General features: G+C 69.0%; 19 protein-coding genes. 10 read left to right on the top strand and 9 right to left on the bottom strand.

Annotation, left to right across the window (positions count from 1 at the left end):
- Nucleotides 1-77: 77 nt before the first annotated feature.
- Both CVO96_RS17145 and CVO96_RS17140 read left to right on the top strand, forming a co-directional pair.
- Entirely contained in the window at nt 78-860 is a 783-nt protein-coding gene (locus CVO96_RS17145) for an SRPBCC family protein (RefSeq protein WP_103313672.1), read from the top strand.
- A complete protein-coding gene (locus tag CVO96_RS17140; RefSeq protein ID WP_103313671.1) occupies nt 857-2,035 on the top strand; it encodes a zinc-dependent alcohol dehydrogenase in 1,179 nt (392 codons plus the stop codon). Before CVO96_RS17145 ends, CVO96_RS17140 begins: the two co-directional genes overlap by 4 nt.
- Nucleotides 2,036-2,164: 129 nt before the next feature.
- On the opposite strand, the gene CVO96_RS17135 is transcribed toward CVO96_RS17140, so the two are convergent.
- On the bottom strand, nt 2,165-4,267 hold the full coding sequence (locus tag CVO96_RS17135) for a terpene synthase family protein (protein ID WP_165795412.1): 2,103 nt from the start codon (nt 4,265-4,267) through the stop codon (nt 2,165-2,167).
- Nucleotides 4,268-4,406: 139 nt separating this feature from the next.
- Here CVO96_RS17135 and CVO96_RS17130 point away from each other — a divergent pair, with 139 nt between their 5' ends.
- On the top strand, nt 4,407-5,162 hold the full coding sequence (locus CVO96_RS17130; protein ID WP_103313908.1) for a glucose 1-dehydrogenase: 756 nt from the start codon (nt 4,407-4,409) through the stop codon (nt 5,160-5,162).
- Between the two features lie 21 nt (nt 5,163-5,183).
- Here the strand turns inward: CVO96_RS17130 and CVO96_RS17125 are convergent, their stop codons facing one another.
- The 5 genes from CVO96_RS17125 to CVO96_RS17105 all read right to left on the bottom strand — a co-directional run bounded on the left by CVO96_RS17125 (nt 5,184) and on the right by CVO96_RS17105 (nt 10,697).
- Nucleotides 5,184-6,077 carry a carbohydrate ABC transporter permease gene (locus tag CVO96_RS17125; RefSeq protein WP_207795361.1) on the bottom strand — a complete coding sequence of 298 codons (894 nt, stop codon included), beginning with the start codon at nt 6,075-6,077 and terminating at the stop codon, nt 5,184-5,186.
- Nucleotides 6,074-6,964 (bottom strand): carbohydrate ABC transporter permease, encoded by an 891-nt coding sequence (locus CVO96_RS17120; protein WP_103313669.1) that lies wholly within the window; start codon nt 6,962-6,964, stop codon nt 6,074-6,076. The genes CVO96_RS17125 and CVO96_RS17120 overlap by 4 nt, the downstream gene beginning before the upstream one ends.
- A gap of 304 nt (nt 6,965-7,268) precedes the next feature.
- Entirely contained in the window at nt 7,269-8,615 is a 1,347-nt protein-coding gene (locus CVO96_RS17115; RefSeq protein WP_207795360.1) for an ABC transporter substrate-binding protein, read from the bottom strand.
- Nucleotides 8,616-8,766: 151 nt separating this feature from the next.
- Nucleotides 8,767-9,855, bottom strand: coding sequence for a zinc-dependent alcohol dehydrogenase (locus CVO96_RS17110; protein ID WP_207795359.1), 1,089 nt, complete (start codon nt 9,853-9,855; stop codon nt 8,767-8,769).
- Between the two features lie 2 nt (nt 9,856-9,857).
- Complete coding sequence (locus CVO96_RS17105) at nt 9,858-10,697, bottom strand: DeoR/GlpR family DNA-binding transcription regulator (RefSeq protein WP_103313667.1); 840 nt, start codon at nt 10,695-10,697, stop codon at nt 9,858-9,860.
- Between the two features lie 679 nt (nt 10,698-11,376).
- On the opposite strand from CVO96_RS17105, the gene glcF reads away from it, so the two are divergent.
- From glcF to CVO96_RS17090, 3 genes are all read left to right on the top strand, one after another.
- Nucleotides 11,377-12,666 carry a glycolate oxidase subunit GlcF gene (glcF, locus tag CVO96_RS17100; RefSeq protein WP_103313666.1) on the top strand — a complete coding sequence of 430 codons (1,290 nt, stop codon included), beginning with the start codon at nt 11,377-11,379 and terminating at the stop codon, nt 12,664-12,666.
- A gap of 79 nt (nt 12,667-12,745) precedes the next feature.
- Entirely contained in the window at nt 12,746-14,176 is a 1,431-nt protein-coding gene (locus tag CVO96_RS17095; RefSeq protein WP_103313665.1) for an FAD-binding oxidoreductase, read from the top strand.
- Between the two features lie 87 nt (nt 14,177-14,263).
- Nucleotides 14,264-14,935 (top strand): FAD-binding oxidoreductase, encoded by a 672-nt coding sequence (locus CVO96_RS17090; protein WP_103313664.1) that lies wholly within the window; start codon nt 14,264-14,266, stop codon nt 14,933-14,935.
- 25 nt (nt 14,936-14,960) lie between these two features.
- Here the strand turns inward: CVO96_RS17090 and CVO96_RS17085 are convergent, their stop codons facing one another.
- Together CVO96_RS17085 and CVO96_RS17080 are read right to left on the bottom strand one after the other, a co-directional pair.
- Entirely contained in the window at nt 14,961-15,203 is a 243-nt protein-coding gene (locus CVO96_RS17085) for a hypothetical protein (RefSeq protein ID WP_103313663.1), read from the bottom strand.
- A 121-nt stretch (nt 15,204-15,324) separates the two neighbouring features.
- Nucleotides 15,325-16,983, bottom strand: a complete 1,659-nt coding sequence (locus CVO96_RS17080; RefSeq protein WP_207795358.1) for a carbohydrate-binding protein — start codon at nt 16,981-16,983, stop codon at nt 15,325-15,327.
- A gap of 1,327 nt (nt 16,984-18,310) precedes the next feature.
- Between CVO96_RS17080 and CVO96_RS17075 the strand changes: the two genes are divergently transcribed.
- The 4 genes from CVO96_RS17075 (at nt 18,311) to CVO96_RS17055 (ending at nt 24,259) form a co-directional block, all read left to right on the top strand.
- Nucleotides 18,311-20,323, top strand: coding sequence for a helix-turn-helix domain-containing protein (locus tag CVO96_RS17075; protein ID WP_165795411.1), 2,013 nt, complete (start codon nt 18,311-18,313; stop codon nt 20,321-20,323).
- Nucleotides 20,324-22,160: 1,837 nt separating this feature from the next.
- On the top strand, nt 22,161-22,667 hold the full coding sequence (locus CVO96_RS17065; RefSeq protein WP_103313659.1) for a phospholipase D-like domain-containing protein: 507 nt from the start codon (nt 22,161-22,163) through the stop codon (nt 22,665-22,667).
- Between the two features lie 162 nt (nt 22,668-22,829).
- Complete coding sequence (locus CVO96_RS17060) at nt 22,830-23,231, top strand: hypothetical protein (RefSeq protein WP_133161832.1); 402 nt, start codon at nt 22,830-22,832, stop codon at nt 23,229-23,231.
- Nucleotides 23,228-24,259 carry an AAA family ATPase gene (locus CVO96_RS17055; RefSeq protein WP_207795357.1) on the top strand — a complete coding sequence of 344 codons (1,032 nt, stop codon included), beginning with the start codon at nt 23,228-23,230 and terminating at the stop codon, nt 24,257-24,259. The genes CVO96_RS17060 and CVO96_RS17055 overlap by 4 nt, the downstream gene beginning before the upstream one ends.
- Before the next feature lie 58 nt (nt 24,260-24,317).
- Here CVO96_RS17055 and CVO96_RS20805 read toward each other — a convergent pair whose 3' ends face one another.
- Nucleotides 24,318-24,695 carry a hypothetical protein gene (locus CVO96_RS20805; protein WP_133161831.1) on the bottom strand — a complete coding sequence of 126 codons (378 nt, stop codon included), beginning with the start codon at nt 24,693-24,695 and terminating at the stop codon, nt 24,318-24,320.
- Nucleotides 24,696-24,729 lie beyond the last annotated feature (34 nt).

Here is a 24,729-nt window from a genome sequence, read left to right as displayed (position 1 = left end):
GACGGTGAGCCCGTTCCCAAAGCCTGCTGGCCGCGGCGGCTGTACTGCCGCATGACACCAAATGTTGGAGCGCGCGAATGACCGACGACCCACGTGACGTCCAGGGGAACGCCGGGCCAGAGGTCGAGGGGGCCGGGGAAGCGTCCGAGCCCAGCACCGGGGCGCACATGCCCACCATGGAGCGCTCGGTCATGGGCACGCTGGGCGTCGCCCTGATGGGCGCAGGGCTCCGCAGCGCCCGCCCGATCCAGAAGATCGTGCTAGGCAGCGTGGGCGCGGGGCTGGCCGCGATGGCCGCCACGGGGCGCAACCCCCTGGCCAACGCCCTCAAGATCCGCCAGTCCGCCGACGGCGACACGCTGGTGAGCGACGCCGTAACCATCGGCAGGCCGGCGGCGGAGCTGTACGCCGTGTGGCGCGACCTCGCTGGCCTGCCGCGCCTGATGACCCACCTGGAGCGGGTGGAGGTGCTGAGTGAGACGCGCTCGCGCTGGACGGTCAAGGCGCCCACCGGAGACGTGAGCTGGGAGGCCGAGATCACGGCCGACGTGCCCGGCGAGCGGCTGGCCTGGAGCTCGCTGCCTGGCGAGGGCATCGAGAACTCCGGCGAGGTGCTGTTCCGTCCGGCCCCCGGCGACCGGGGCACCGAACTGATCGTGCGGCTGCGCTACCGGCCTCCCGGCGGCACGACCGGCGCGGTGATCGCCCGGATCGCCGGAGAGGAGCCTGCCCAGCAGCTGCGCGACGACCTGATGCGCTTCAAGCGCGAGCAGGAATTCGGCTCCGAGCCCACCACTGAGGGCCAGAGCAGCGGCCGCGAGCCCGCTACGTCCTCCTCCCCGAAAGCAGGTCAGGCATGAAAGCGATCATCTGGCAGGGCGTCAACAAGGTCGGCGTGGAGAACGTTCCCGATCCGGCCCTCCTCCTTCCCACCGACGCCATCATCAAGGTCACCTCGACCGCCATCTGCGGCTCGGATCTGCACCTGCTCGACGGCGTGATCCCCAGCATGGAGAAGGGCGACATCCTGGGCCACGAGTTCATGGGCGAGGTGGTCGAGGTCGGCCGCGACGTGAAGAAGCTCAGCGTGGGCGACCGGGTGGTCGTGCCCTTCAACCTGGCCTGCGGGGTGTGCGACCCCTGCCGGCGCGGGCTGTTCAGCGCCTGCGACAACTCCAACCCCAACCACCGCATGGCCGAGGCGCTGTACGGCGCGGTCAGCGGCGGCGGCCTGTTCGGCTACTCGCACATGTACGGCGGCTACGCGGGCGGGCAGGCCCAGTACGTGCGGGTGCCCTTCGCGGACGTCGGCCCGCACAAGATCGAGAGTGGGCTGCGCGACGAGCAGGTGCTCTTTCTCACCGACATCTTCCCCACCGGCTACCAAGCGGCCGAGAACTGCAGCATCGTCCCCGGCCGGGACGTGGTGGCGGTGTTCGGCGCCGGCCCGGTGGGCCAGTTCGCCGCCCGCTCCGCGCAGATGCTGGGCGCCGCCCACGTGATCGTGATCGACCGCGTGCAGGGGCGCCTGGCGATGGCCGAGGCCGCCGGCTGCCAGACCATCAACTACGAGCAGGACGACGTGCTGGTCGCGCTGCGTGAGGCGACCGGCGGGCGCGGCCCGGATCACGTCATCGACGCGGTGGGCATGGAGGCCCACGGACACGGCCCCGGCGCCCTGGTCGACACCGCCAAGCAGAAGCTGAAGCTCAGCTTCGACCGCATCACGGCGCTGCGCTGGGCCATCCTGAGCTGCGGCAAGGGCGGCACCGTCTCCATGCCCGGCGTCTACGGCGGCCTGATCGACAAGCTCCCGATGGGCGCGGCCTTCGCCAAGGGCCTGACCTTCAAGATGGGCCAGACCCACACCCACCGGCACATCGCGCCGCTGTTGGGCCGCATCGAGGCGGGCGAGATCGACCCCAGCTTCGTGATTACCCACCGCGCCTCGCTCGATCAGGCGCCCGAGCTGTACAAGACCTTCCGCGACAAGCACGACGGCTGCGTGAAGGTGGTGCTCAACCCCTGGGCGTAAGAGTTTGGGCGGAGGTCAGCTCAGGGGTCTGAACACTGCCCCCCCCGGCACCCTTCATCCCACTGCCCCCGACCCGCTGTTCGATGCCTTCGGCTACCGGCCGGAACCCTCAACGAACCTTCCCGAGTGTCAACTCTGGACGCTGGACGGAAGCGGACCGATCTCCGGGGGCGGAACCTCGAGGCCTGCGCCGAGCTGATAGCGCTTCGAGCGGAACGTCCACTCCAGCAGCCCGCCCACGCGCAGCTGCTGGAGTTTCACATAGCGGGACATCAGGGCGCCGACCTCGGGGCCGAAGTCCGGCAGGTGCTGCTCGCCGTCGATCAGGCGCTCCAGTTCCTGGTGGTACATGCCGGCCGCCATCTCCAGGGCGGGCTGAAGTTCCAGCTGCCGCTCCTGCTGCAGCACCAGCACCAGGTTGTGGACGTCGCCGTTCTGGAGTTCCTTTTCCAGCGAGAGGATGTCGTTCGACCAGCACACCGCCCGGTTGGCCTGCATCGTCAGCGCCTGCACGGCTGGGTGGTCGCGCACCGCCGGGGGCAGGCGCAGGCCGTCGACGATCTCCAGGAACGCCTCGTCGATGGCCAGTCCGGCAGTCAGGGGCCGCATCTTCACGTACTCGGCCAGCGTGGGGATCGTCTTGCTGGCGCGGTTGTCGGCTTCCCAGACCAGCGATTCGAAGTAGCTGTCCACGTGCCTGGTCAGGGTCTGCAGCCAGGCCGGGCCGCCCGCCTGCAACAGCCGGGGGTGCAGATCCGCCATCGCCCAGGCCAGCGGCTCGTCATCCGGCGCCGGCGGCTGGCCCTGGAGGGTGGCCGAGAGCCGTGAGGTCAGGGCCCGCAGCCGCGCGGGATTGTGCCCGATGCCCGAGGAGTCGCAGCGGTCGTCGTGCAGGATCATCAGGCCGACCCAGTCGGCCGTCAGGCGAAGGCCCTCGTCGTCGGCGCTGGGATGCAGCGCCGCCACGGCCTGCACGATGTTCGTCGCGAAGAGGCCGCGCGAAATGTCCTCGTTCGGGCCGAGCCCGTGGCGGGCCAGCCAGGCGGACGTCTCACGGCTGACCGCCTCATGGGGGGCGGGCGGGGCGACCGGAAAGGGGTTTTGCAGCGCCGGGAGCACCAGCGGTGTGTCCCGGCTGTCCAGCGACACCTCGACCCGGTTCTTTCCGGCATGCTTGGCGCTGTACAGCGCCGCGTCGGCGCGGCGCAACAGCGACTCGGCGCCCTCGCCGGTGCGGTAGGTGGCGATGCCGAAGCTGGCGGTCACCCGGCCCACCTCGGGCATCCGGTGGGCGGCCAGCGCCCGGCACAGGCGCTCGGCCAGGATGCGGGCGTAGGGCAAATCGATCTGGACGGCCAGGATCAGGAACTCCTCGCCGCCCCAGCGGCCCAGCAGGTCCGTGGTGCGAAGTTCGCGCTGCATCAGTTCAGCCGTCTGACGCAGCACCTCGTCACCGGCGGCGTGGCCGTGGCGGTCGTTGATCTTCTTGAAATCGTCCAGATCGAACAGGATCACGGACCAGCTCGAACCGTAGCGCTCGGAGCGCAGCACCTCCTGGCTCAGCTGCAGGTCGAGCTGCCGGCGGTTGCTCACCCCGGTCAGCGGGTCGAGGTGGGCGAGCCGGCGCATCTCACCCACCTGGGTCTGCAGCTGCGAGACATGGTGTCTCAGGGTGGCGAGCACGTACAGCAGGATCAGGATCATCGCGCCGGCCAGGTAGAAGTCCAGCAGGTACCGCACATTGCTCAGGGCGCCCGACAGCACCCCGTACAGGCCGATGAGTACACCGATCACGTACACCACCAGCGAGCGGCGGATGGCGCTGCGCGACCCGTCGATCAGGAAGGCCAGCACATACAGGAAGGGCGTCCAGATATAGACCTGCGCCAGTGCCGCGTCGGGAATGGCCGGCGAGTGCGCCACCGTGAAGACGAACTTGGCCATGAAGGCGGTGGCCGCGACCCCGAAGAAGGCCCGCTCGATCCAGCGGACGGTCACCCGGCCCATCAACTGCAGCAGGAGCAGGCTCAGCAGCGCGACGGCCAGCAGGGGCAGGGCCAGGTGGTTGAAGGGATCGGGCTCACCGCGCAGGCCAATCACGTAGGTGAAGACCACCGCAATGAGGGTCGCCTGCAGGACGGGCAGGTACACGCGGCGTTTGATCTGGGCCAGCCGATCGCCGCCGTCTGCCTTGAGGGCCGCGGGGCCGGGGTTCGGAGAGGAGGGCGGCACGTCGGCCCAGAATAGCAGCCGCGCTGCGTGGGCAAGCCACTCCTGGCGGTGGTATCTCACGGCTGTCGTTCCGTCAGCGCAGGCGGAGCGCACGGCCTCAACCCGCAGCTCACCCCTGGGCAGGCCGCACAATGGTTCCATGACCCAGCCCCCGGGAGCCGCCGCCACCTTCGACTTCTCCGGTCGCCGCGCGCTGGTCACGGGGGCCGGCAAGGGCATCGGGCGGGAGATCGTGGCCTTCCTGACCCGCTGCGGCGCGGACGTGGTGGCCCTCAGCCGCGACCAGGGCGACCTGGACAGCCTGAGCCGGGAGACCGGCTGCGTGGGGGTGGCGGTGGATCTCGGCAGCGCCGACGGGGCCCGCCGCGCCGCCAAGACCGCCGGGCCAGTCGACCTGCTGGTCAACAACGCCGGCATCGCCCTCCTGCAGCCCTTTCTGGACACCACGCCGGACGCCTTCGACCAGACCATGGCCGTGAACGTCCGCGCGGCACTCACGGTCAGTCAGGTGGTGGCGCGGGGCCTGATCCAGCGTGGCGCACCCGGCGCCATCGTGAACGTCTCCAGCCAGTCCTCGATGGTCGGCCTCCCCCTGCACGCCGCCTATTGCGCGTCCAAGGGGGCGCTCGACCAGCTCACCCGGGTGATGGCCATCGAACTCGGGCCGCACGGCATCCGCGTGAACGCCGTGAATCCGACGGTGACGCTCACACCCATGGGACAGATGGCCTGGGGCGACCCGGCCCGCAGCGCCCCGATGCTCGCGCGCATCCCGCTGGGGCGCTTCGCCCAGGCGCTGGACGTGGCCCAGGCGGTGGCCTACCTGCTCAGCGACGCGGCGGCGATGGTGCACGGCGTGATGCTGCCGGTGGATGGGGGCTTCCTGACGTCGTGAGGGGTATTGGCCCCGCCTGCCCTATTTGATCGCCCCCATCGTCAGGCCCTTGACGAGGTGGCGCGAGACCAGCAGCGAGAAGATCACCACGGGCAGCACGATCAGCGTGCCGGTGGCCATGATGGCGCCCCAGGGCACGTCGTAGCCGCTCAGGAAGGAGGTGGCGCGCACGGGCGCGGTCACGCCGTCACCGCGCGTCAGGAACAGCGCGAAGAGCAGTTCGTTCCAGTTGAAGATGAAGCTCAGGATGCTGGAGACGACCACGCCGGGCAGCGCCAGCGGCAGCGCGATCCGCAGGAAGATGAAGCCGGGCGAGGCGCCGTCCACCATCGCGGCCTCGTCGAGTTCGCGTGGAATCGAGCGGAACTGGTCCGTGCAGATCCACACCACCACCGGAATGGAGAAGGTCAGGTACATGGCGATCAGGAGCGCCGGGTTGCCGATCAGGCGCAGCTGCGAGGCCAGCAGGTACACCGGCAGGATGATTACCACGGGCGACATGAAGCGGTTGGAGATGAACCAGAACCACAGGTCGTCCTTGCGCCTGAAGTCGAAGCGGGCCAGCGCGTAGGCGGCGGGGGTGCCCAGCAGCACGGCCAGCAGGGTGGCGCTGGTCGCCACGATCAGCGAATTCACCAGGCTGCCGCCCACCTGGTACTGCTCGCCCAGGATGGTGCGGTAGTGCTCCAGGGTGCCCTGGAAGACCAGCAGCGGCGGCTTGGCCACGATCTGGTTGGTGGTCTTCAGAGACGTGCTGACCATCCAGAAAAAGGGAAACAGCGTGCACAGCAGCACCACGATCAGGCCCAGGCCATGCAGCGCCGACTTCACGCGGCGGCCGCGCCGGGCGCGCCGCACGGCGAGCTGGTCGGCACTGGTCGGCTGGGTTACGGATGGACTGGGCCGGGTGGTCACGCGTCGTCTCCCCGGTACAGATAGCGGATATACAGGCGCGAGAGCACGGTGGTGAGGATGAGCATCAGCAGCGCCTGGGCCGAGGCCACGCCCTGATCGAAGGCCCCGCGCAGCCCGATGCGCGTGATGTACAGGTTGATCAGCTCGGTCGAGCTGCCGGGGCCGCCGCTGGTCAGGGTGTAGACCATGTCGAACTGCTTGAGGATGTCGGCCGTGCGCAGGATCAGGATGGCGGTCAGGGCGGGGAGCAGGAAGGGCAGCTGGATGTGGCGCAGCATCGCCCAGAAGGAGCGCGTTTCCAGGGTGGCGGCCTCCTCGACCTCGGCGGGCACGGCGGTCAGGCCCGACAGGAAGATCAGCGCGGCGAAGGGCGTCCACTGCCAGATCTCCAGCAGCAGGATGGTCACGAAGGCCAGCGTGGGATGGCCCAGCCACTCGATCCCGACCGTCCTTCCGGTCACGCTGTTCACGGCGAAATTGACCACCCCGAAGTCCTGGTTGAAGATCAGGCGCCCGATCAGGCCGGTGACCACCGGGGTCATGGCCAGCGGGATCACCAGGGACACGCGTGCAAAGCCGCGCAGCCGCGCCCAGGGGCCGCGCCGCAGCAGCAGGGCAATCCCCAGGCCCAGCGCGATCTGGATGGGCAGGGACACCGCCAGGTAGATCAGCGTGCGGCCGATGGCGCCCCAGAACGACCCGTCTCGCAGCACCGTCAGGTAATTGCTGAACCACACGAAGTCGCGAGGGATGTTGGGCTGGGCCAGCAGGTAGGTGTGCAGCGAGACCCAGGCGGCGAACACCAGCGGGTAGATCCCCACCACGGCCAGCACCACCACGGCCGGACTCAGGAACAGGAACGGGGTGAGGCGTCGTTGGGTATGCATGGGCGGCACGCTCCGGGGCTGAGGTGGGCAGGCGCGCTGGCCGGGCCGTCACGATCAAAAGGGCGTCTGATGGTGGGAACTGGCGGAGCGGTCGGGGCTGACGGGGCGGCGACCAGCGGCGCACTCAGGGGTGAGCGACAGGCGAACAGGGCGGCGGCGCGGTAGCGATCAGTATGGCAGAGGGCTGGATATGCGGTGAAATCGGCGCCTGTCGCCCCCGGCAGCACGCCAGCATGACCGCGCGACTGCCGGCCATGCTGGACGCCGATTTCCCGAACGGCTCTCCTCCCCCCCACCTCTGGCCCTACTGCAGCTTGGCCTTCTTCCCGCTGTAGTAGCCGGCCTTTTCCAGAATGGCCTTGACCTGATCGTCGATGACCTTGGCGCCGACCGCGGTGCTGAGCTGGCCCAGCATGATCTTGGTGCCGTTCTCGGCCACGATCTGCGAGATCTGGGGCCACTCGGCGAAGCGCGGGCGGAAGTTGGGCACGGCGGTGCCGGCGCTCCAGGACTTGACCATCGGGTCGACGTAGAGGTACTTGGAACGGATCGCCGGGTCTTTGTACACCGCCTGACGACCGCTGACGCCGCCCGCCTGCACGTAGGCCTTGGCGTTCTTCTCGGAGGTGATCCACTGGATGAACAGGTAGGCGGCCGCCTGCTTCTTGGCGTCCGAGTTCGAGTTGACGCCCAGCGAGAAGCCGCCCAGCGCGGGCTTGAGGCCGGCCGAACCCAGTGGCTCGGTGGTCACGCCCAGGCAGCCGGGGCCAATCTTGGACTGTTTGGGATCGGTGATGGTCGGGTAGAAGGCCGACCATTCGGTGATCATGGGTACCGTGCCCTGGTTAAAGGCGTTGACGACCTCGTTGTGATCCTGATCCACCACGCCGGGGGGCATGTACTTCATCAGATCCTGGCGGAACTTCAGGCCTTTTTGCGACGCGGCGCTACTCAGGTTGGGCTGGAAGGTCTTGGCATCGATCAGGCTGCCGCCCGCGAGCCAGAGGGTGCGCATGAAGGAGTCCGCACTCTGGGTCTCGCCCCGGCGCGACTGCAGCGCGAAGGCGTACTTGCCGTTCCCGGTCAGCTTGGGGCCGTAGACCTTGAGCAGTTCGTCCCAGGTCTTGGGCGGGCCGCTGAAGCCGGCGGCCTTCAGGGTGCACTTGTTGTAGTACATCAGCCCCGAGTAGTTGTCGAAGGGCAGGCCGTAGACCTTGCCGTTCCAGGTGCCGAAGGAATTGAGCAGCACCGGGAAAAAGCCTTTCAGGTTCAGCGCCGGGTCGGCCAGCTTGGGGTCTTTAGTGAACTTGTCCAGGGGCACCATCCAGCCGGCGTCGGCGAATTGCCCGATCCACACCACGTCGCTGAGCACCAGATCGGCCCCGCCGCCCGAGGTGAAGTCCAGCACGTAGCGCTGGTTGGTGCTCTCGTAGGGCACGACCTCGAACTTGATCTTGATGCCGGTCTCCTTCTCGAACTGCGGGATGAGCTGCGCGGCGGCCTTGTAGCCGGGGCGATCCAGGAAGATGGCGCTGACGGTGGTGCCCTTGTAGGGCGCGGCGGCGGTCGCCAGGCTCCAGGTCTGCGCCTGGGCCTGGGCTCCCAGCAGGGCGGTCACGGCGGCGGACAGGGCAACGGTGGTGCGGGTCATGGGCATCTCCTGGACAGCGCTGAGGGGCGGCGGGCGGTGGGCGGGGCAGCAGGAGGGGGACAGCGGCGGGAGTGGGGGCTGCGGCGGGACGGCGGGATGCAGGACTGGTACATGCGTCTCCTCAGCGAGGCTCGGGGCAGCCGGGGCCTGGTCAGCGGGACTCCGGGAGCCCACCCGGATAGATGACGGCCTTCAGAAACCCGTCCGGCACCTCATGGGCGTCCTGAAAGGCGCGGCCGGCGTCCTCCATGGCGTAGTGGTGAGTGGCGATGGCCCCGATGCCCACCCGGCCCGAGCGCACCAGTTCGATGGCGCGTGGGTAGACGTGGCCCATGCGGCGAGACATCCGGATGATCAGGCCCTTGCGCCGGGCGTTGGCGGCCGTCATGAGGAACTGGTCGCCGTCCGGGATGCCGACCAGGGTGACCCGGCCGCCGATGCGCGCGACCTGCGCGGCCTGCTCCGGCGCTTCGGGCGAGGTGGTGGCTTCCAGCACGTAGTCCTCGCCCCGGCCACGGGTGAGCTCCAGGATCTCGGAGTGGTGCTCGTGCACGCTGTCGGCGCCCATCGCCAGGGCCACCTCCCGCCGCGCCGCGCGGGGCTCGACCACCCGCACGTGGGCCGCGCCGCAGACCCGCGCCACCTGCAGCAGCATCAGCCCGATGGGCCCCGCCCCCAGCACCGTCACGCCGCTCAAGGGTCTCAGCCGGGTGATGTCCAGCGCGTGCAGCGCCACACCCAGCGGCTCCAGCAGGGCGGCCAGCGCGGGCGAGAAATCCTCCGGCACCGGGAACAGGCTGCCCGGCGGCACGGAGATGTACTCGGCCAGACCGCCGTCCACGCCGGGCGAGCCCAGGAAGCGTACGTTCGGGCAGAGGTTGGGATAGCCCGCGAGGCACTGCTCGCACTGGCCGCAGGCCTGCGCCGGATCGACCGCGACCAGAGTGCCGTCGCTCAGGCCAAACGGCCCGCCGCTGCCGTCCACCACAGTCGCCGCGAACTCGTGGCCGGGCGTCATGGGCCGCCGGATCACGGCCGGGCCGATGCCGCCCTCGTGGTAGTAGTGCATGTCCGAGCCGCAGACGCTCACGGCCTGCACCCTGAGCATGACCTCACCGGGCACGGTGAGCGGGCGGGGTTCGTCGTGCAGGCGAAGGTCGTGGACACCGTGCAGGCGCACGGTTCTCATGCTGGGCAGCCCCGTGAGGGGTGAACCGGGCGCCGGGTGCGGCTGGGTCATGCTCAGTTCCTCCGGTCGGGCTGGACGGCGACCACGGGCGCGGCGGCCTGTCCCTGTCCGGCCGCATCGGGCGTGGTCAGGAGCACCTCGACGTCGTGGCGCTGGCAGTATTGCAAGTAGGGCTGGGGCATCGCGTCGCTGACCACCACGTGCATGTCCTCCAGGTGACCGATCTGCGGGCCGACCACCTGGCCGAACTTGCTGGCGTCGGTCAGCAGGATGGTCGTGCGTGCGGCGCGGATCACCGCCCGGATCACGCGCGCTTCCTCTTCGGTGTAGATGGTCAGGCCGCCTTCCAGGCTGACCCCGGTCACCGCGATGAACGCGTATCTGAGCTTGAGGCCCGCCAGCGCCGCCTCGGTGGTCGGGCCGACCAGCGCCTCGACAAAGCCCACCAGCTGACCGCCCAGCAGCGTCACGCCCATGCCCTGGGGGCTGCTGCGGGCCAGCGCCGTGGCGGTCGGCAGGGAGTTGGTGTAGACCTGAAGGTCGTCCTGATTCAGGGCCAACGCGAATTCGTGGGCGGTGCTGCCCGGCGCCAGATAGAGGCTCGACCCGGGCCGTACCAGGGGCCGGGCCCGCATGGCCACCGCCACCTTGGCCTCGTGATTCTGCACGGCCCGGTCTTGAAAGCTCTGTTCGATGTAGTTCCGCAGCACCGCGCCGCCGTGTACCTTGCGCAGCAGGTTGAGCCCCGCCAGATGCGCCAGATCGCGGTGGATGGTCATCTCGGAGACCCCCAGGTCGCGGGCCAGTTCGGACACCTTGCAGCTGCCCCGCTCCTGCAGGACGTTCAGGACGTACCGGTGTCGCTCATCGGCCATTCGTGGCGAACTGGGCATACTCCTCCTCGGAAGGGCGGGAGCCGTCAGGAATGAACCGGCCAGGCACCCCGGTGCGGGTCACCGGCGACGTGCATACAGTGCAGAGGCGAGTCTGCAGTGAAGTGATTTTTTGTTACCTTCGGGAGTATGCGGGAAGCACAATGGCTTGTCAAGCTGGCGCAGCAAGACCTCCCGAACCCCGTCGCCCCGAGTCCGGTCGCCATGCACGCGAGCTCATTGAGCGGCCTGACCTGTCTTTTGTGGATTCCTGTCCGGAGCGGGCCAGGTGGGGAAAGCGGCCGTATGGTCACGTGCGACGAGCCCTCGTGAGGCTTGGCCAACAAGGTCAACCAGCACGAATCACAAATAATCACATCAGGGGAAGATTGAAAGCTGCGACCTTGCCGGGAGCGCTCCGCAGCCTCACCGATGGGCCTCCTGCCGGCCCCACCATGCTTTCCTGCACCTCCTACCCGCGCCGGCTCCCCCAGGAGGTTGTCCAGTCGTGTCACCTCCCCCCCCAATCCAGCACACCACGGCCCCTACACTGTCCCTATGGCCCTGTCCTCTATGGCGTGTACTTTGAGCTAACCGTCGTGGCCCGGAGAGCGGCCCGACCGTCCGGCGCGCGGATCAGCCGGCCAGATGAACCGCACGACGCCCCTGCCCCTCCGGATGGCGGCGCCTGGAGAACCCCTTGAACAACGACATCGCACAGCTTCATCCCAGCGCGCAGGGCGAACTGATGGCGCACGCGGTCGACGCCTGCGTGCACTGCGGCTTCTGCCTGCCCGCCTGCCCCACCTACGCGCTGCTGGGCGACGAGATGGACTCTCCGCGCGGCCGCATCGTGCTCATGAAGGAGGTGCTGGAGGGCAACCTGCCCCTGTACGACGCCACGCCGCACCTCGACCGCTGCCTGGGCTGCGTGGGCTGCGTGACCGCCTGTCCCAGCGGCGTGCCCTACGGCGAACTGATCACCGCCTTCCGGGGCTGGAGCGAGCCCCAGCGCCAGCGGCCGGTGCTGCAGAAGCTGACCCGCGCAGCGGTGCTGACGATGCTGCCCCGGCCGGGACTCTTCCGCGCCGGCGCGAGCGTGGGCCGTTTTGCCAAGCCGCTCGCTGGGCTGCTGCCCCAGGCGCTGCGCGCTCCCCTCGACCTGCTACCCGGGTCACTGCAGCCGGCTCAACCCCTTCCCGAGTTCACGCCCGCCCAGGGCGCGCGCCGGGGCCGGGTGGCGCTGCTCGCCGGCTGCGCCCAGCAGGTGCTGACCCCCAACTTCAACGCGGCCACCGTGCGGGTGCTGAGCCGCAACGGCGTCGAGGTCACGGTGCCCCGGGATCAGGGCTGCTGCGGCGCGGCGGCCATGCACACGGGCGCGCGGCCCCTGGCGCTCGAGCAGGCCCGGCGCAACCTGGACGCCTTCGGGGCCGGCGCGCAGGGGGTGGACGCCATCGTGTCCAACGCCGCCGGCTGTGGGGCCGGCCTCAAGGAGTACCCCATGCTGCTCGCCGGCGAGGGCGAGGCCGACGAGGCCCGCGCGCGGGAACTGGCCGCTCAGGTGCAGGACATCAGCGAATTCCTGCACGGGCGGCTGCTGGAGGGCACGCTGGAGCCCACCCTGCCGACCTCGCGGCCGATCACGGTCGCGTACCACGACGCCTGCCACCTGGCCCACGCGCAGGGCGTGCGCGCCGCGCCGCGCGCCCTCCTGCGCGCCATCCCCGGCGTCACGGTGCTGGAAATCCCGGAGGGCGACCTGTGCTGCGGCTCGGCCGGCACCTACAACCTGGAGCAGCCGGAACTCGCCGGGCAGCTCGGCGACCGCAAGGCCCGCAACGTCATGGCCACCGGAGCGGACTTCGTGGTCAGCGGCAACGTGGGCTGCCACACCCAGTTGCAGAGTCACCTGGGCCGCCTGGGCAGCCCGGTGCGCGTGCTCCATACGGTGGAACTGCTGGATCTGGCATACCGGGGGGAACTGTGATGCCTGCGGCATGCAGAGGGCAGAGGGCAGAGGGCAGAGCGCAAACAGCATTTGGCCCTCTGCGCCAGGGAGGCGCCCCATGACCCCCGAGAAACTCGCCCTGACCACCACCTCGCCCGTGGCCAAGCCCGTCTCGGCGGGCGGCGCGGACACGGCGCTGGCGCGCGAGCTAACGCGGCAGCTGGGGCCGAAGAAGGTGCTGTCGAACCTCTCCGAGCGGCTGAACTACCGCTACGACGCCATCCAGTTCGGGGTCACGCCGCTGTGCGTGGTGCTGCCCGAGAGCACGGCGGACGTGGTGGCGGCCGTGAAGGCGGCGCGGTCGGCGGGCGTGCCCATCGTCGGGCGCGGCGCGGCCTCGGGCCTCTCGGGCGGGGCCACGCCGCTGGAGCCCAGCCTGGTGGTCTCGTTCACCCGCATGACCCGGCTGGAGATCGACCCGGCGCGGCGCGAGGCGAGGGCCCAGCCCGGCGTGATCACGCTGGCGGTCTCGGAGGCGGCGCGGCCGCACGGGCTGGTGTATCCGCCCGATCCGGCGTCCCTGCGTACCTCCACCATCGGCGGGAACCTGGGCGAGAACGCGGGCGGGCCGATGTGCTTCAAGTACGGCGTGACCGGCGACTACGTGACCGGGCTGGAGTTCGTGGACGCCGGGGGTGAGGTGCACCGGCTCACGCGTGAGGCCTACGACCTGGCCGGGCTGCTGATCGGCTCGGAGGGTACCCTGGGCCTGATCACCGACGTGACGCTGCGCCTGACCACGCCCGCCAGGTTCACCCGCACCCTGATGGCCTCGTTCCCCGAAGTCGGGCAGGCCGCCGAGGCCGTGAGCAGCGCCATCGCCGCCGGCGCGGTGCCCAGCAAGCTGGAGTTCATGGATCAGGCGTGCGTGGGCGCCATCGAGGACTACCTGCACCTGGGCCTGCCGCGCCATGCCGGCGCCCTGCTGCTGGTCGACACCGACGGCCACGACCTGGAGACCGTGGAGGAGGAGCGTGCGCTGGTCGAGGCCGCCTGCCTGAACGCCGGGGGCACGGTGCGCCGCGCCGCCACCGACGCCGAGGCCGCCGCGCTGTGGCAGGCCCGCCGCTCGGTCTCGCCCGCGCTGGGCCGCATCCGCCCGCAGCGCATGAACGAGGACATCGTGGTGCCCCGCAGCGCGCTGCCCGAGGTGGTGCGCGAAATCCGCGCCCTGGGCGACGCCTCGGGTCTGACGCTGGTGCAGTTCGGGCACATCGGCGACGGCAACCTGCACCCCAACATCCTCTTCGACCCGCGCAAGGAAGACGCCCACGCGGTGCACGAGCTGGCCCACAGGATCGCCCTGGTGGCCATCCGGCACGGCGGGGTGCTCAGCGGCGAGCACGGCATCGGCACCATGAAGCGCGACTTCATGACCGACGCGGTCGATCCCGTGACCCTGGACGTGCTGCGGAGCGTGAAGGCGGCCCTCGACCCGGCGGGGGCGCTCAATCCGGGCAAGGTGCTGCCGGACGCGGTGAAGTCGTGAGTGGGTGCAGAGGGCAGAGCGCAGAGGGCAGAGGGCAACAGGCGGTCAGTCCTGTGCCCTGTGTCTTCTGCCGCCCGGAGGGCCTCCATGCCTATCCTTGACCTCTCCCCCGGCGACCAGACCGTCACGGTGAGCGGCGATACGGAGCTGCTGGAGGTCTACGAGGCGCTTCCCACCGGCCTCTATCCCCCGTTCCCACCCGTCGAGCTGCCTGGAGGAGTCGGCGGCCTGATCGCGCGGGGCGGCTTCGCGCAGACCTTCTTCTTCGGCGCCGAGGTGCTGGGCGTGACCTTCCGCTCTCCCTCGGGCCGGGTGGTGCGGGCGGGCGGGCGCACGGTCAAGAACGTGCAGGGCTACGACCTGACCCGCCCCTTCGTGGGCTCCTTCGGCGCGCTGGGCGAGGCGCTGGAGGTCACCCTGCGGCTGCGCCCCGGCCTGAGCGTGCGCCACCTCGCCGCCCCCGGCCGCCAGGGCGACCTGCACAGCGACCCACACCGGGTTCAGGCGCGCTTCGCCTGGGAGCAGGAGGGCGAGCTGCACCTGCTGCACTTCGGGCACGGGCGGGAGGTCGCGGCGGCCCTGAGCGCGCTGGACGGTGCGCGGGAGCTTCAGGGCACCGCCGACCTGCGCCCGCTCTTCCCGAACGGCGTCGGCGTGGGCGCGGGCGGCCCGCTGCGCGATGGCCGCTTCGGCTGGGTGGATGGTGGGGGCGTGCCCGATATGCCCCCCCTGTTCGCCCGCCTGGCCGCCAGCCTGTAGGGCAGAGTCCGCCCTGCCGTACTCCTTAGCGCAGCACGATCGCGGCGCTCAGGCGGCGCAGGTAGGCGCGCAGGGTCTGGGCGTGGCGGTCGAGCTCGTTCTCGTCGGAAGCCACCTGGCCGCGCAGCAGGGCGTCCCAGGCCTCATCGGGCAGGCGGGGACAGCGGGGATCGCGCGCCAGGTCGCCCAACTCGGCGGCCACCTGATCGAACGCCGCCCGGCTGGACGGCCTCTGACTGGGCCCGGTGGCCCTCCGGCGCGCTGACATGCCCTCAGCCTAAACCTGTGGCCCGCCCGGCGCAGACACATGTGACCAGTCCGCGTGCGCCACAGAGGCGACGTGTGCCGAACCTGACCGCTGAGGTGTGGAAACGCACATCGACGTGATCCTACGGTTGGCCGGCTCCGTCTCTGTAGAGCCTGACATCGTCGATATGGGCCCAGTTGGTTCCGGCCGGGGAATTCGACCAGATGCCGAGCACGACCTGACCTTTGGTGACCTTGATGTTCGGCATGGAGTACTTGACCCAGGTGTTGTTCGCGACAAGCGGAATACCGAGGTTCATCTCCGGCCCCCCATAATCCAGGGCGAACATGGTGAGGTTGTTCTGCCCCCCGCTGGTGCGTACCCACATCTCGAAGGTGTAGGTGCCGTTGGCCAGCCCAGAGACGCTCAATGAGCAGTTCTGCTTGAAGGCGCGGGTGTTGGACAGGGTCAGGAACTTCTTGCCGGAGTGGGGCTGCTGGGTGGTGATCGACTGGGAACCCCCCGGGGTCAGGTTGGCGTCCCACCACGTCGTCCAGCCGCTGAAATCTTCCTCGAAGCCGGGATTGACCAGACTCACCTCCGTCCGCTGCCCAGATGGAGCGGGCGCTGGCGTGGAGCCTGAAACCGGGGTGCTGGACTGGACTGCGGCCGGAGCAGCGCCCGACGGGATGGGCGGCGGTGGGGTGGCGGCCACACCGGAGGACAGCCCCCAGAGTTCAAGGACGTCCAGATTGGCCACCTCCTGATCCCGGCCGAATTTCAGGGTGTTGGTGCCCATTTTGAGTGAAACCGGAACATTGATCGTGGCGAACTGATCCCAGCTGCCCGTCGGGGGGTACTGCACGGTCATCACATTGACACCATTGATCCACAACGGCTGGGTCGCATTGCGCTGACTGCCATTGGCATAGCGGATGCGGAGCGTGTAGCTCCCGGTGCGGGGAGCCCGGACGGTGGGAAAGGTGACCTGGCTGTCCGCCTCATTGATATGTTCGACGTATCGCCCACCAGACGCCCTGTCCGAGCGGATAAGGTCGGCCCGGTAGATAACAGCCTGCTCGGCCTCGAACCGCCCTAGGAATCCGGCGGGCCGGATGGCCGGGGTCGGCGTCTGCCTCGGCGCGGGAGGCGCGGCCACCGGTCGGACAGGTGCGGGGGCAGGCGCGGCGGCCGGTGGGCGGGCCAGCGGAGGGGTGGCCGGAGACTGCGTCACGGAATAGCGCCTGGGGGCGGTACCCTGCCCATCGATCTGCACCACGAAAAGGGCAATCCTGCCTCCCGTGGTGACCAGCAGATCGGTCTGCCCCACGGTCTTGGCTGCCGACAGTGCCACCCGGTTACCGATGACCTCCCGCTTGAAGAGCAGGATGTTGCCGCTGACGATGTTGGTGACCGGCGCCGGAAATTCGATCAGGGTGATGTAGCCCGGTGAGATCAGAATGGTGCCCGGCTTTTTCTCCAGCTGGCTGAGGGAGAACTGGATGGGTGGAGTCGCCGCCTGGGAAGCGGGCGAACACCACAGCAGGGCCAACACAGTCCCAGCGATCCTGAACGTTTTGTGCAGCATTGTGTCTCCTCGAACGCATGTAGGGCCACTGGGGGCCAGACTATTTTGATCCACCACGTGGGGATGGTATTTGGTCACAGCACCGGAGCCTGGGCCCTGGTGATCACGGCCGCCGGGCGCACATGGATCGAATGGATCCAGCCTGGCCGCACAGGCTGCCGTTCCGCCCGGGCTGGGCTTGAACCCAACGACCCTCTTCGGCTCCGCGTGCACATCCGCCAGTCCTTCCCGCCACCCTGGCCAGTGTGGACGCGTCTGTCCAGAAACGTGGCGGGGGACAGAATCATGGCTATGGAGCCTGAGCCGCCTCTGGCGGCTTCGAGAAGCTGCTCAGTTGTCCATCCGACCCGGCGGCCAGTCCAGAGTCGGAGGGCGTGAGCTGACCCACGATCTGATCCTGGGCCGTCCCACTTCCGAACGCCACCAGTGACGCCGGAGGCTTCGACACGACCGGAACCGCGCTGGGAACTGGGGAACTGGACACGGTGGTGGCCGGAGGCGCGGGGACGGCCGTCGGCCTGGGAACCGGACGAGCTGCGGGGACGGGACGAACGGTGGACGGGTTGACAGGGGTTAGCGTGGGGGCGCTGGGTCGCGCAACTGCCCTGGAGCCTGGTGCGGCGTCAGCCTCCGGTGCACTGCCTGCCACCGGCCCGGCCCGCCGACCCTCAGCCGCCGGCGTCACCCCGGCCTGGACTGTGACCGTCGGGGCCGCGCGAACCCGTGGACTGTCGGCCTGGGCTACACCGACTTGAGCTCTTCCATTCGGCGCGGACGCGCGGGGTGTGGTGGCCGCAGTCGAGCGGGGGAGGGTGGTCTGAACAGGCAGGCGTTCATCCGGGAGACCGCTCTCCAGAGGGCGCGGTGCAGGACGGACACGCGCCGGTGCAGGCGTCGGCCCACGAGCAGTCACCACGGTGACGGTGGGTTCAGGGACTGGCGGCACGGGCAGAGGAACGGTGCGGGAGGCGGGCTGGGCCTTCGACTCCGCTGGGACGGCGACAGGAGCCCGTGCTCCCAGCGCCACCGGCGACCCGGCGTTCCCCGACATCCCGCCGCGCACCGTGGCCGGCGCGAGCACAGCCGCCCCACACAATACGGACACCGCCCAGAGCCGCCGGGAATCCAGCACCGGTTGACCCGCCAGCACCGGCCGGTGCCACAGCCTGGTCACCCGCCTGACCGGCCTCAGGTCTCCTCGCTCCGGGCGCGTGATCCACGACCCACCAGTATCCTGGTTCGTCGTGGGGTAACTGGCCATGACCAGCGCGTACAGCGCTGGATACCTGGCTTCCAGATCGTCGAGTGCCGCCAGGAAGGCCGGAGAGCGTTCGTCCGGCAACGGCGAACCGGTCGCGGCTTCCACCACACCACGAACGTCGCGGCCGACCAGGGTCAGGATCGTCATGGAACCTCCAGCGTTCTTTAACCGTGTTCTCGTTACACTCTAGGCTATGGCCGAACCCGGAGGTGTGGGCGTGCCCGCAAATGTTCAGGGCCATCCCAGGAGCAGCGGGCCCGGTCGTCCATGGAGCTCTCGGTGAGGCTGCCTTCCTTTCTGGGGTGGCTGGGATATGCCACTCTCGGTCTGGCCCAGGCCACCAGCACTGCTGAAGCGGGGCCCGCTGGCTGGTGGCTGCTGTCGGCGGGCGGTGGAGCCGCGCTGGCTGCGGGGCTCTGGTGGACGATCACCGCTGGACGGCGCCGCTCGGCGCTGGGGGACTACCTTCGCCCGGATCGTCCTGCACGCGGCTATCTGGGCGTGACCCGCAGCGGCGCGGCCCTGCGCCCTGACGAGAGTCGCCGCTGTCAGCATGTACTGGTGACCGGTAGACCGGCCGAGGTGGCCCGCCGGTACCTCCAGCCCAATCTGCTGCTCGACGCCCACGATGGGGTGAGCGTGGTGATCTTTGATGTCAGCGGCGCAGCCAGCACGGACGCCGCCGATCTGCGCCCGCTGCTCGTCCCCTTCACTGCACGCCATGACGTGCAGGTGTTCGCGCCGTTCGAGGCCTTTACCCTGCGCTTCCCCCTGTTGGACGGTCTGGGGTCGGCAGAGGAAGCGGCGGGTCTGGCCACGGCCCTCCTGGGTGCCCCGGAATCTGACCCCTCCCCGGAACACCGGGCGCAATCCGCCCTTCTGGAAGGGCTGCTGCTGGACGCTGCCGCACGTCAGGGCAGTCTGCAGCAGCTGCTGAACCTCGTCCAGGCCGGGCCCGACGCCCTCGGCGCCCATCTGGCCAGGGCCGAAAAGGGAACGCGGCAGCGAACTCACCTCTATTTCAGCCTGCGTCACGAGCAGCAGGTCGGGGTGGCCCAGACGCTGACCCGGATCCTCGCCCTCTTCGCCAGTGACGACCTCGACCGGGCCACCAGCGCGGGGGGTACCCGCCGACCCGGTGACGGACTGGACGTGGGCCGCGCCTTGAGCGGGCCCGTGGCGATCTATCTTCGCCTGCCAGCGGAGACCGGGCAGTCCGAGTCCGGGCGCGCCCTGGTGCGGGCCCTGCAACACGTCGTCCTGCATGACCTGCTGCGTGCCGGCTCCCGGCTGGGCGGGGCTCCTCCACAGCATGTCAGCGTCTATCTGCCGCTGGCGGGCGACGCCGATGGACAGCTTCCGGAGCTGCCCGCCCTCCTGGCCCCCCTCCGTCTGACCCGCGTGGCCTGTCATCTGCCGACCCTGCCGCCGTCCGCTGTTCCTTTCGGCCTGGACGCAGCGCTGTTCGGTCACACCCTGACCCTTGGACGCGAGGTGCCGTCGCCGGGCGAGTTGCGGCTGGCCGATGGCCGCGTGAGCGCTGTCTGGCTCCCCGCGCTCTCGGAACGCCGGGCAGGGCGGGCGCGCAATCCGCTGTTCGAGGGCGCCCGGCAGACCCTGACCCCGGCCTCGCCGCAGGGACTGGAACTCACCCGCGACCTGGTGCTGCAGCGGCTGCTGAGCTGGCGCGCCGCCCAGGTGGTTCGGCCCGCCCTCCATCCCGGAGCACCCCCGGCCGCTGAAGCGGCGATTCCTCCAGTCGCGCCCGATCCGGGTGAGCTGCTTGGCTGGGTCGATGAGATGCTGGCCACCCGGACGCCCTGGCAGAGCCAGGATCAGCAGCTGCGCCCCTCAGGCGAGGTGCCTGCTCCATCCACGCCCCAGCTCGCCCGGTGGAGCCAGGCCGGATGGCTGGACGTGCCGGCCGCCGGAGGGTCGCCCCTGCTGACACCGGCCGGGCTGAGCCTGCTGGGTGAGAGCCGACGGGCAGCGATCGAGGCGCGTCTGCTTCCCGAGGAAGCGCCCGTGCCCGTTGCCCCTACCCCCCCAGACGACCCCGGTTTCGATAATCCGGTGGAGGCCCGGCAGCTCCGATTGCTGGCGCTGCTTGCCGAGCACCGGGATCTGACGCCGGCTCAGATCGTATCGATGACCTCACTTCCCGAGACGACCGTCAGGCGGGATCTGGGGGTTCTGGAGGAGAGCGGTCAGGTCGAAAGCGCTCGCGTGGCCGGAAAGCGGCGCTACCGCCTCCGCCCGAACGAGGCTTCAGGAGCAGCGGACTCCTCCTGAGATGAGTCTACTATGAGAACTGGCGCGCTGGTCGAACCTGTGCTCGGAAGGCATTGAGCGCCCGCCCAGTCCAGGCGAGGGGTGCTTGAGCTCGGCCATCAGGACGGCCCTGGTCGCTGAGGGCCGGGTTCCGGAAGCCTGAACATCCGGACACCCGCATTGTTCGAAAAATATCGTTCCAGACGGAGCTGGTGGATTGTGGCGGATGGTGGCGGATGCCCTGGGAACCTGCCCCCAGGACGGAGCGCGTCGGCCAGACTGGAGGGCAGGCTTGGACGCAGCTTCAGCTCAGGCCCGCCTGAATGTGCAGACTCGCATCTCTCAGCCACTCTACCAAGATGAAGACTTTATAAATGTCGAGACGGCCCCCGGCCATCGGCAACACGCGCCGGATCGGGTGGCCCTCACCTCCCGACAAGCGGTCACCCGGATCAGCATCAACTTCAGAATGGCCTGGGAGGCTGGGCACTGGACTGCCCCGATCTCCGGTCAGCTCACATCCATTCCCTCACCCTCTTCGCTGCCCGTCAGTCGCTCTGTTCTGAGTCACTTGTCCGGCGTCCATCTCCCAACGCCCGGTTGAGCTGACCCGAACGACAGGTCAGCCCCCGACGGTGTTGACAGGATCTCAAAGCAGGGCGGCCCAGGGCCGGGCGGGAAGGCGAGGCGTCCCACCCTCCGCGGTTCCGGGAGACGTACTCGTGCCACTTCCGATGCGAAGTCTGAATGCCGACCTGAGCCGCGCTCCCGTAACCCCCCGCCGACATCGTGGGTCGATCACCCAGGTCAGGGCCTGGATTCAGCCCCGGCGTGAGGCCGGACGAACCCTGAGTTTCGGCCCACTCGGCGGCCCCCTCCCCCACTGGATGAGGAGGTCATGGCCCCTGGCAGGGGAATCCCAGATCCTGCCACCCTCACCAGAGCTTCCAGTAGATGAAGCTTGGGTAAAGACCGATCTCGCCTCCCCGCCAGCGAAGTCGCCCTGACATGGCGCCCACAACACCATGATCCGCCACTGCGGTCAGGCCCAGCCAGGACGGTGTTTTCAGGTGGCGGATGCCCATACCACAGGCGGCGGAGCCCGTCACCAGCCGCGCCATCCGCCGCCACGCTTTCTCACTGTCCTCATATGGAGCACAGAAAACCCCTCATGGCGGATTTCTACAGTCGATTTCAGAGCCAGGCGGCCAGCGTGCTCCTGAATCCGAACGGACGCCGTCCTGGCAAGCCTGACCATCCAGCCCCGGCTCCCGACCTCACATCCCAGAAGTGATGCCCAGAAGTGACGCGAGTTGACACCAGGAGGTGAACCATGCGGAATCCCGACTTCAGAAGTCCAGGCCAGCGGCGCCCACAGGTTCACCTTCCTGCTGTCGGCGGTCGGTACGTCTGGTCTCTGGCGGCTGGAGCCTCCCGTGTTTGAGCTGAGCTTCTCCACCACAGGCCAGGAGGCGCCCCGCCCCATCACCGTCATGACCCGTCTGCCCCAGGGCGCACCGACCCTGCTCGCTCTTCATGCGCCCGCACCTGCGCTTCCCCTGCAGGCTCCCGAGATGAGCAGCGGGCTCCGGGAAGCCTCCCTCAAGAGGACAGCCTGAGAAGCCTGTTCCTCTGCCCTGCGGACTCACCCCCCGGTTCCTCAGCAGCGCGGGCGCACCGGAAGCCGCCCTGTCCCAGCGGCCTGGACTTCTCTGGCCTGCAAAGGCGGACTGGGCGGTGAGATTTTCCCTGGCATCCGCAGATGCCCATGGTGTACTCGCTCCAGGAGGCGACGATGAACAGAGTGGTGCGATCCCCCCCTTCGGGTCTGTCTCCCCGACGCCGCTCCATTGGGCTGATGGTGCTGATGCCCGCGCTGGTGGCCCTGACGGTCTGCGGCGGCGCCCGGGCGGAACGTTCCTGGACGCTGACCACCTCCCAGCAGGTGGGCGCCAGTCTGTATGAGGCCACATCCGAGGTTCTGCTGGTCACACCGACCCTGCGCTCGAAGGACGTGGCCGAGGCCCTGAGACGGGCGGCGGTCGAGCGCGGCGTCCGGATCTTCCTGATCGCCGACGGCCGGTATGTCAACGAGGGCGCCAGCTATCTCGCCAGCCTGAGCCTGACCCCGGGCATCCAGGTGCGGCTGGTGCGCGGTCTGGAGGCCAGCCGGGCCACCATCGACCGACAGATGACCGTCTCGGGGCCGCTGCTGGCCGATGTCCCCAGTCCACGGCGCCCAGGCGCCACCCTGGCGCTGCAGCAGCCTCAGGCCGTCAGGGTGGCCAGCACCTGGTTCAGCAAGGCCTGGGCCACCGCCCGCCCGTACCGGTATCAGGTGCCTGCTTCCCCCCGCAGGAACTGAGGATGGCGCCGCTCCCAGTACGGAATTCCGGAAAGACGCCGATCCCTCTCCACTCACGCTGCACCACCCTGTCGTCGGTGCCCGCTCTGTTTCGCAGCTGTGCCAGTCCGCTCCGTCGATCCCAGAAACAATTTCGCCCGACCTCGTGCCAGAAGGAGTCTCATGTTAAACTCGACCCCCCAAGCCGTGTCCGCCCGCCTGCCCCTGCCGGCCCGCCGTCTGCCCCCGCTGGGCACGCTGGCGGTGACCCTGCTGATCGTCTGCTGCGGGGTGCTGGGACTCGCCGTGTTGATCTTCAAGCTGTACATTCCCGCCCTGCTGTTCTGGATTACGGCCGCCGGCCTGGCGCTGGGCCGGCAACTGACCGAGCAGTCCCGTCAGGCCAACACCCGCTTCGAGGAGATGGCCCGTGAACTTCGGCTGATCCGCATGGGCCTGGCCGCCGCTGCCCAGACCTCAGCGGCTCAGCCATTGGCGGCCCAGACCTCCACCAGCCCGTCGTCCGCGCTTGGTGAACCGGGCAAGGGCGCGCCGACGGCTGAGCCCACCGCGCCGATCCGATGACCGCCCACATCCAGCCCGGCACCCCCCCGCCCCCCCGCGACCTCACGGCCCTGCACCGGGAAGCGCCCGCCATGACCGCCACCGGGTTTCCCGCTTCCGGGTCGTCTGCCGCGGGGATCCCGGCCATCGACGGTGCTGAGCCCTTGCTGCGCCTGCTGCCCGGCTGGATCCGGATGGTGGCCGAGCAGCATCAGGACGGCCTGGAAGAGATCGCCATGGATCTGGGCAAGCCCCTGGCGCTGCGGGCGGGCGATCGGCATATCTTCAGCGACCGGGAGGTCGAGGAGCGCGACATCGACTATGTGGTCGACCGGGCGGGGCAGTTCCGCGCCGACAACCGCCTGGGCATCGAGCGCACCCTGCACCGGATCAGCGCCAAGCGCGACCGCTACGACAGCCTCGACGGCCTGACCCTACGCGTGGCCCGCATGGTACATGGCGTGGCCGAGCCGCTGCGCCAGTACGTGGACGGCGACCAGGGGGTGATGCTGATCGGCCCGCCCGGCGTGGGCAAGACCACCCTGTTGCGCGACATGGTTCGCATCCTGGCCGAGCGGCGCGGCCCCCGCGTGATCGTCATCGACACCTCGAACGAAATCGGCGGCGACGGCAAGCTGGTGCACCCGGGGCTGGGGTCGGCCCGGCGCATGCAGGTGGCCAGCCCCGATCGGCAGGCCGCCGTGATCATGCAGGCCATCGCCAACCACGGCCCCGAGGTGCTGGTGTGCGACGAGATCGGCTACCACGGCGATGTGGCGGTGCTGCAGACCGCCGGGCGGCGCGGCGTCCACGTGATCGCCACCGCCCACGGCCGGGTCTTTCAGGACGTACTGGAAAACCCGGTGCTGCACCCGCTGCTGGGCGACCTCGATCTGGCAGCGGGCCAGCGGCGCTCCCGCCCCATCTTCGACGTGGCCGTGGAGATCCGGGCCAAGAACAGGTGGCTGGTTCATCCGAGCGTGGCCGCCTCAATCGACGCCCTGCTGAGTGGAGGCGAGCCGCCAGCGACGCAATATGGCAACTGGTAAACGTGTAAAGGAACCGGGGGCTCAGAATAAATCTGAGCCCCCGGTTTTAAATTGGCGGCTATTCGAGCAGGCGCTCGATATCCGCCTTCAGTAGTGATGCTTCGTCAATCTCAGACAACCAAAGTTGGTGAATGAGCAGCTCTAATGCTGCTTCAATCCGCCGAAGATCCTGTGAAATCCAGCTGAACCGGGCAGCCACATCGGCCTCAGTGAAATTAGGAAAGAATTTGCGAACTTCACTAATCTCAACCTCAAGCATTATCGCCGATGTCGACAGGTCGTTTAAGGAGGAGAGGGTCAGATTAGACGCACAGTGTATAAACACAACGTCGTAAACTCGTTTTACCTCTATCTGAAAAACTTCAATCGACCGAAGAGTCTCAAGCGCATCGCCCAAGGACGCGCTGCGAATCCGGCCCTTAATCTCTGATAACATAATGTATTCGATAAACAACAGGTCGAAACCAAAG

Origin of the sequence: Deinococcus koreensis (assembly GCF_002901445.1) — a bacterium.
Lineage (GTDB): Bacteria > Deinococcota > Deinococci > Deinococcales > Deinococcaceae > Deinococcus > Deinococcus koreensis.
The sequence above is the reverse complement of the archived record's forward strand: the minus strand, read 5'-3'. Positions and strand labels throughout refer to the sequence as shown.

Bases quoted from the DNA above. Each gene is read 5' to 3' on its own strand.
- CVO96_RS17145 (WP_103313672.1), top strand. From the start codon at position 78: ATGACCGACGACCCACGTGACGTCCAGGGGAACGCCGGGCCAGAGGTC.
- CVO96_RS17140 (WP_103313671.1), top strand. From the start codon at position 857: ATGAAAGCGATCATCTGGCAGGGCGTCAACAAGGTCGGCGTGGAGAAC.
- CVO96_RS17130 (WP_103313908.1), top strand. From the start codon at position 4,407: ATGACCCAGCCCCCGGGAGCCGCCGCCACCTTCGACTTCTCCGGTCGC.
- CVO96_RS17120 (WP_103313669.1), bottom strand. From the start codon at position 6,964: ATGCATACCCAACGACGCCTCACCCCGTTCCTGTTCCTGAGTCCGGCC.
- CVO96_RS17115 (WP_207795360.1), bottom strand. From the start codon at position 8,615: ATGACCCGCACCACCGTTGCCCTGTCCGCCGCCGTGACCGCCCTGCTG.
- CVO96_RS17110 (WP_207795359.1), bottom strand. From the start codon at position 9,855: ATGACCCAGCCGCACCCGGCGCCCGGTTCACCCCTCACGGGGCTGCCC.
- CVO96_RS17105 (WP_103313667.1), bottom strand. From the start codon at position 10,697: ATGCCCAGTTCGCCACGAATGGCCGATGAGCGACACCGGTACGTCCTG.
- CVO96_RS17095 (WP_103313665.1), top strand. From the start codon at position 12,746: ATGACCCCCGAGAAACTCGCCCTGACCACCACCTCGCCCGTGGCCAAG.
- CVO96_RS17090 (WP_103313664.1), top strand. From the start codon at position 14,264: ATGCCTATCCTTGACCTCTCCCCCGGCGACCAGACCGTCACGGTGAGC.
- CVO96_RS17085 (WP_103313663.1), bottom strand. From the start codon at position 15,203: ATGTCAGCGCGCCGGAGGGCCACCGGGCCCAGTCAGAGGCCGTCCAGC.
- CVO96_RS17065 (WP_103313659.1), top strand. From the start codon at position 22,161: ATGGTGCTGATGCCCGCGCTGGTGGCCCTGACGGTCTGCGGCGGCGCC.
- CVO96_RS17060 (WP_133161832.1), top strand. From the start codon at position 22,830: ATGTTAAACTCGACCCCCCAAGCCGTGTCCGCCCGCCTGCCCCTGCCG.
- CVO96_RS17055 (WP_207795357.1), top strand. From the start codon at position 23,228: ATGACCGCCCACATCCAGCCCGGCACCCCCCCGCCCCCCCGCGACCTC.
- CVO96_RS20805 (WP_133161831.1), bottom strand. From the start codon at position 24,695: ATGTTATCAGAGATTAAGGGCCGGATTCGCAGCGCGTCCTTGGGCGAT.